The organism is Streptomyces sp. PA03-1a (genome assembly GCF_033792805.1).
Taxonomy (GTDB): Bacteria; Actinomycetota; Actinomycetes; order Streptomycetales; family Streptomycetaceae; genus Actinacidiphila.
This window is the reverse complement of sequence record NZ_JARAVO010000378.1, coordinates 1-5,829: the sequence shown is the minus strand read 5'-3', so window position 1 is coordinate 5,829 and position 5,829 is coordinate 1. Positions and strand designations below refer to the sequence as shown.

At 69.7% G+C, this 5,829-nt stretch carries 5 protein-coding genes and 1 rRNA gene; all 6 read right to left on the bottom strand.

Going from position 1 to position 5,829, the window contains the following annotated elements; all coding sequences use genetic code 11:
* Positions 1-24: 24 nt before the first annotated feature.
* Positions 25-999 (bottom strand): DUF881 domain-containing protein, encoded by a 975-nt coding sequence (locus PV341_RS43340; RefSeq protein WP_500325240.1) that lies wholly within the window; start codon positions 997-999, stop codon positions 25-27.
* Positions 1,000-1,006: 7 nt separating this feature from the next.
* Positions 1,007-1,339 (bottom strand): small basic family protein, encoded by a 333-nt coding sequence (locus tag PV341_RS43335; RefSeq protein ID WP_003984969.1) that lies wholly within the window; start codon positions 1,337-1,339, stop codon positions 1,007-1,009.
* Entirely contained in the window at positions 1,336-2,277 is a 942-nt protein-coding gene (locus PV341_RS43330; RefSeq protein WP_500325242.1) for a DUF881 domain-containing protein, read from the bottom strand. The genes PV341_RS43335 and PV341_RS43330 overlap by 4 nt, the downstream gene beginning before the upstream one ends.
* 94 nt (positions 2,278-2,371) lie before the next feature.
* On the bottom strand, positions 2,372-4,867 hold the full coding sequence (locus tag PV341_RS43325) for a sugar phosphate nucleotidyltransferase (RefSeq protein ID WP_499510570.1): 2,496 nt from the start codon (positions 4,865-4,867) through the stop codon (positions 2,372-2,374).
* Positions 4,868-5,008: 141 nt separating this feature from the next.
* The gene (clsA, locus tag PV341_RS43320; RefSeq protein WP_026250929.1) at positions 5,009-5,617 is read right to left on the bottom strand and encodes a cardiolipin synthase ClsA; all 609 of its coding nucleotides are present in this window, start codon (positions 5,615-5,617) and stop codon (positions 5,009-5,011) included.
* 115 nt (positions 5,618-5,732) lie between these two features.
* Positions 5,733-5,829, bottom strand: a 5S ribosomal RNA gene (gene rrf / locus PV341_RS43315); the annotation flags it as partial.

Sequence of the window (5,829 nt, the reverse complement as noted above, 5' to 3'; positions counted from 1 at the left end):
CCGCAAACCCCACTCGCCCCCGCCTCACCGGGTCGACGACTGAGCGTAGTCAGGCTGCTCCGACGGCCGCAAGGCGTCGACAACGATCTTCTCCGATCGCGTCACATCCGCTGTGGCCTGCTCCTTCTCCAAAGTCTGTACCACGCCGCCCGGGATGTTCAGGGCGGGTTCAAGATCCTGTGGATTACCGATGACCTTGAAGCGGTAGGGCGCGCTGACCTTGTGTCCGTCGATCTGCACACCGCCCGACCCCTGGATGAAGTACGTGTCGGCGACGACCCGCACGTCGTTGATCTGGATCGCCTCCGCTCCCGCGGCGCGCAGCTCCTGCAGCGCGTCGAGCAGCATGTCGGCCTCGACGGCGTCCTGGGGGTCGTTGATCGTCAACGTGATGCCGGGACCCTCGACGGCGACCGTGCCGGCCAGCACCCCGAGCTGCTCCGCCTTCTGCTCGGTCTGCTTGCGGGCCTCCTCGGCCTGGTCCGAGCTGTTCTCCAGCTCGGTGCGCTGCTCCTCGAGGCGCCGCCGCTCATCGCCGAGCCGCTGCGAGCGGTTGTCCAGCTCGTCCAGGATGCGCACCAGGTCCTCCTGGCGGGCACCACGCAGCGCGCTGGTGTCGCTGGTCGAGCGGACCTGGATGGCCAGGCCCAGACCGAGGACGAACAGCAGCAGCGCGACGATCAACTGCGCCCGGGACACCCGCGGCGGCCACAGCCCCGCCTTGAGGCGTTGCCGGCCGCTCACGCCGGACGCCGTTCCCCGCCGATCCCCCGATTCCTGCTGCGGCTGCTGTCGACCGGGCGCGGATTGCCCCGCGTCCGACGGCCCTGCGGCCGGCACCGGTCCGGCCGCGGGCAGCTCCGGGCGCGCAGCGGGCCGCTCCCGCGCCGGCGGCTCGGCCCCGGCGGGCAGCTCGGGACGCGGCCGTTCCGGCCGGGAGGGCTCCGCGGGCCGCGGCGCCTCCGGCCGTTCCGGCGTCTGGTCGTTCTCGTCACTCATCGTGCTGTCACGCCCGGAAGACATGGCGGCGGATCGCCGCGGCGTTGGAGAAGATGCGGATGCCGAGGACGACGACCACACCCGTGGAGAGCTGCGCACCCACCCCCAGCTTGTCGCCCAGGAAGACGATCAGCGCGGCCACGACGACGTTGGACAGGAAGGAGACCACGAAGACCTTGTCGTCGAAGATCCCGTCGAGCATGGCCCGCAGACCGCCGAAGACGGCGTCGAGCGCGGCGACCACGGCGATCGGGAGGTAGGGCTCGACCACCGTCGGCACGACGGGGCGGACCACCAGGCCCACCACCACTCCAACGATCAGGCCCAGTACGGCGATCAATTCGTACCCTTCCCATTTCCGGATGCGCTCGACGACGGCCCGGCCGACGGGACCGGGGTCGCGGAGCGGATGATCAGGCTCGGAGCCGCGGGCAGTTCCAGCTTCTCCTTCTCGGAGATGCGTGCGCGGATCCCGTAGTTCTCCTGCAGGACGTGCAGGTACTGCCCGTCCGCACCGTCCTGGAAGGACGTGCTCAGCTTCTGCGGGTCCCCGATCGCCAGGATCGTGTAGGGCGGAACCAGCGGCCGGTTGTCGACCAGTATGGCGTCACCCGCGGCACGGATGGCCGACAACGACGTCAACCGCTGCCCGTTGATGGAGATGGCCTCCGCCCCCGCTGCCCACAGGCCGTTGACGACGCGCTGCATGTCCCGGTCGCGTACCCGGCCGGTGTCGGAGAAGTCACTGGTCGTACGCGGATCGCCACCGCCGCCCGACGAGGCCTCCTTGGCGTCGTTGACCTCCAGCTCGATGCCCGGCCCCGTGACCGGCGTCGCCCCGGCCAGGAGCGCCACGCGCTCCGCGTCACCGTCGCGGTCGTTGAGTGCCTGACGCTGCTTGGCCGCCACCTCGTCGCGCAGCCCGTCCACGCTCTTCTGCAGCTCGTCGGCGGTACGGGTCTCGGACTCGATGCGGTCGATGAGCTTCTGCCGCTCCTTGGCCAGCGTCGGGGCGGCCACCTGCGTCTGCGCCGCGCCTATGGTGACCACGACGCCGGCCAGCACCAGGCCCAGTGCGAGCACCAGCCGGCCCCGCAGCGTTGCGGGCAGACGGGACGTGCCCGTGGCGCCCCGGCGGGCGGCGGCCTCGGCGTACCCGTCGTCGAGACTGTGCTCCATGACGTTCGTCAGCAGCGACATGGAGGCGTCCGGGCGCCGGGTCACGGCCCTCCCAGGGGCGCTGCTCCGATCGGGGTGCTGCTGCGACATGCCGCACATCGTCGCATGTCCGTGCCACCGACCTCGAACGGGCCCCTCCCGACGCGCCGTTCGTCGCGTCGGGAGGGGCCCGTGAGCCGGTGCCGGAGCGGGATCAGCGGCCGGCGCTGTCCACGATCGACGACCACTCGTCGAGCAGTGCCTGCGCGGAGGCGTCGTCCGGCCCCTCCGCCCACAGGTGCGTGACCGCCTCGGCCGGGTCGGGCAGCACCATCACCCAGCGGCCGTCCGCCTCGACCACGCGCACGCCGTCGGTGGTGTCGACGTTGCGGTCCCCCGCCTCCTCGACCACCCGGCGCATGACCAGGCCCTTGACCGCCCACGGCGTCGCCAGGTCCCGCTTGAGGACGTGGGCACGGGGGATGCGGGCGTCGATCTGGCTCAGGGTGAGCTGGGTACGCGCCACCAGGCCGATCAGCCGCACGAAGGCCGCGGCGCCGTCGAAGACGCTGCTGAACTCCGGGATGATGATGCCGCCCTTGCCGTCACCGCCGAAGATGGTCGTGTCCTGCCGGCCGACCCGGGTGAGGTCGTCGGGCGAGGTCGTCGTCCAGTCCACCTGCGTCCCGTGGTACGCCGCGACCTGTTCGGCGATGCGGGTCGTCGTCACGGGGAGCGCCACCCGGCCGCTGCGCCGCTCGGCGGCGACCAGGTCGAGCATGACCAGCAGCGCCCGGTCGTCCTCGATGATCTTGCCGCGCTCGTCCACCAGCGACAGCCGCTCCCCGACCGGGTCGAAGCGCACGCCGAAGGCCGCCCGCGAGGACGCCACGATCTCCCCGAGCCGGACCAGGCCCGCGCGCCGGCCATCGGCCGTCTCGGTGGGCCTGGCCTCGTTGAGGCCGGGGTTGATCGTCAGCGAGTCCACCCCGAGCCGGCCGAGCAGGCTGGGCAGGACGAGTCCCGCGCTGCCGTTCGCGGCGTCGACCACGACCTTCAGCCCTGCCTCGGCGATGCCCGAGGTGTCCACGGCCCGCAGCAGCGCGCCCGTGTAGGAGTCGAAGACGCTCGCCGGGAAGTTCAGGTCGCCGATCTCGCCGGGGAACGCACGGCGGTACTCCTGGCGCGCGAACACACGGTCCAGCTTGCGCTGCCCCGCCGCCGACAGGTCGGCGCCGCGTTCGTCGAAGAACATGATGTCCACCGAGTCGGGGATGCCCGGACTCGTACGGATCATGATGCCGCCGGCGCTGCCGCGCGCGGTCTGCTGCCGCGCCACGGGCATCGGCACGTTCTCCAGGTCCCGTACGTCGATCGCGCTGGCCTGGAGCGCCGAGATCACCGCACGCTTCAGCGCACGGGCACCACGGGAGTGGTCACGGGCGGTCGTGACGGTGGCGCCCTTCTTGAGCGTCGTCGCGTACGCGCCCGCGAGGCGCACGGCGAGCTCCGGGGTGATCTCCACGTTCAGGATGCCGGAGACGCCCCGCGCGCCGAACAGGTTCGCCTGGCCCCTGGACTCCCAGATCACCGACGTGTTCACGAAGGCGCCGGCCTCGATGGTCTTGAACGGGTACACCCGGACGTCGCCCGCGATGATCGACTCCTCGCCGATCAGGCACTCGTCGCCGATGACCGCCCCGTCGTCGATCCGCGCCGCGCGCATGACGTCGGTGTTCTTGCCGATGACGCAGCCGCGCAGGTTGGTCTGCGGCCCGATGTAGACGTTGTCGTGGACGACGGCCTTGTGCAGGAAGGCACCGGACTTCACGACGACGTTGGAGCCGATCACCGTGTGCTCGCGCAGCTCGGCCCCGGCCTCGACCTTGGCGTAGTCACCGACGTACAGGGGACCGCGCAGCGTCGCGTCCGGGTGCACCTCCGCGCCCTCGGCGACCCAGACGCCGGGCGAGATCTCGAAGCCCTCGAGGTCGACGTCGACCTTGCCCTCCAGGACGTCGGCCTGCGCCTTGATGTAGCTCTCGTGGGTGCCGACGTCCTCCCAGTAGCCCTCGGCGATGTAGCCGTAGACGGGCTTGCCTTCCTTCATCAACTGCGGGAACACGTCACCGGACCAGTCCACCGAGACGTCGGGCTCGACGTAGTCGAAGACCTCCGGCTCCATGACGTAGATGCCGGTGTTCACCGTGTCCGAGAAGACCTGGCCCCAGGTCGGCTTCTCGAGGAAGCGCTCGACCTTGCCCTCCTCGTCGACGATGGTGATCCCGAACTCCAGGGGGTTGGGCACCCGGGTCAGGCAGACCGTGACCAGTGCGCCCTTCTCCTTGTGGAAGTTGATCAGCTCGGTCAGGTCGAAATCGGTCAGTGCGTCACCGGAGATCACCAGGAACGAATCGTCCTTGAGGGCGTCCTCGGCGTTCTTGACGCTGCCGGCGGTGCCGAGTGGCTTCTCCTCGTTCGCGTAGGTGAGGTCCATGCCGAGCTCTTCGCCGTCACCGAAGTAGTTCTTGACGAGCGAGGCGAGGAACTGCACGGTCACCACGGTCTCGGTCAGACCGTGCCGCTTGAGCAGCTTGAGCACGTGCTGCATGATCGGCTGATTCACGACCGGCAGCAGCGGCTTGGGCATGCTCGAGGTCATCGGGCGAAGGCGTGTTCCTTCGCCGCCGGCCATCACGACGGCCTTCATGTCGGAAGCGTCCTCCTCAAAGAGACGACTGTCTTGCCGACGTCACCCGTGCTCTCTCTCACGCGGACCGTCGCGGTCCCCCGGACCGCCGGTCACGCGCGGGGTACCCGGCCGGAGGGCTCTCCTGCCGGGTACGCGGGCTCAATCGGCCGTGGCGTCCGCCCTGACGAGTCGGCGGACCTGGACCACGTAGAGGATCCCTGCCCACCAATACAGCGTTGTACCCCATCCTGCGAACGCCCATCCGAAAATAGCAGCGAGCGTGTTCAGCCACCCGTCGCCGTCGCTCAGCAGCAGCAGCGGGAAGGCGTACATGAGGTTGAAGGTGGCGGCCTTGCCCATGAAGTTGACCTGCGGCGGACCCCAGCCGTGCCGGCGCATGACCAGGATCATCACGCCCATGACGGCGTCCCGGGCCACCAGGATGGCCGTCAGCCACCACGGTAGGATCCCGCGCCACGTGAGGCCGATGATCGTGGAGACGATGTACAGCCGGTCGGCGGCCGGGTCCAGCACCCTGCCGAGGCTGCTGATCTGGTTCCAGCGGCGCGCGAGCTTCCCGTCCAGGTAGTCGCTCACGCCGCTGAGGGCGAGCACGAGCAGTGCCCAGCCGTCGACCTTCGGACCGCCGAACTCGGGCCACAGGATGAGCCACAGGAATACGGGCACGCCCAACAGCCGTGCCATGCTCAGGATGTTGGGGATCGTGAAGACGCGATCCGTCTGCACCCTTGTCTCCTGGACCTCCACCGGGGGCCCCTTCTCTTGAACGTACGCTCGGATGATTCCACCCGACCTTACCTCAGGGCATGAAAAAGCCCGCCGCCGGGCCTCTGAAGAGGCTCCGGTGACGGGCTCAATAATTGTTCGGCGGCGTCCTACTCTCCCACAGGGTCCCCCCTGCAGTACCATCGGCGCTGAAAGGCTTAGCTTCCGGGTTCGGAATGTAACCGGGCGTTTCC

Bases quoted from the DNA above. Each gene is read 5' to 3' on its own strand.
- PV341_RS43340 (WP_500325240.1), bottom strand. From the start codon at position 999: ATGAGTGACGAGAACGACCAGACGCCGGAACGGCCGGAGGCGCCGCGG.
- PV341_RS43330 (WP_500325242.1), bottom strand. From the start codon at position 2,277: ATGTGCGGCATGTCGCAGCAGCACCCCGATCGGAGCAGCGCCCCTGGG.
- PV341_RS43325 (WP_499510570.1), bottom strand. From the start codon at position 4,867: ATGAAGGCCGTCGTGATGGCCGGCGGCGAAGGAACACGCCTTCGCCCG.